General features: G+C 26.6%; 1 protein-coding gene. It reads left to right on the forward strand.

All coding sequences use genetic code 11. The features are described from left to right. Positions 1-248 (forward strand): HNH endonuclease (locus AYC59_RS01025; RefSeq protein ID WP_169792203.1); only part of this gene is annotated, 248 nt, incomplete at both ends.

Consider the following 248-nt stretch of genomic DNA (forward strand, 5'->3'; position numbering starts at 1 on the left):
GATATATACAGTAATAAATGTTCCTATTGTGGTATCACAACAGATGTAGTCAGTTCTGAATTATTTGAAATTGATCATTTTGTATGCGAATCATCATTTAATGGAAACTCTATAAAAGCAGGGGAAATAAATAATTTAGTGCTTTCATGTAAGAAATGTAACAGAGCAAAGAAAGATTTTATATGGAACGAATTATATTCCTCAAAATTTAATGTTGATGATGAAAGTATAACAGAATTATTTTATAG

Source organism: Pseudostreptobacillus hongkongensis, assembly GCF_001559795.1.
GTDB lineage: Bacteria > Fusobacteriota > Fusobacteriia > Fusobacteriales > Leptotrichiaceae > Pseudostreptobacillus > Pseudostreptobacillus hongkongensis.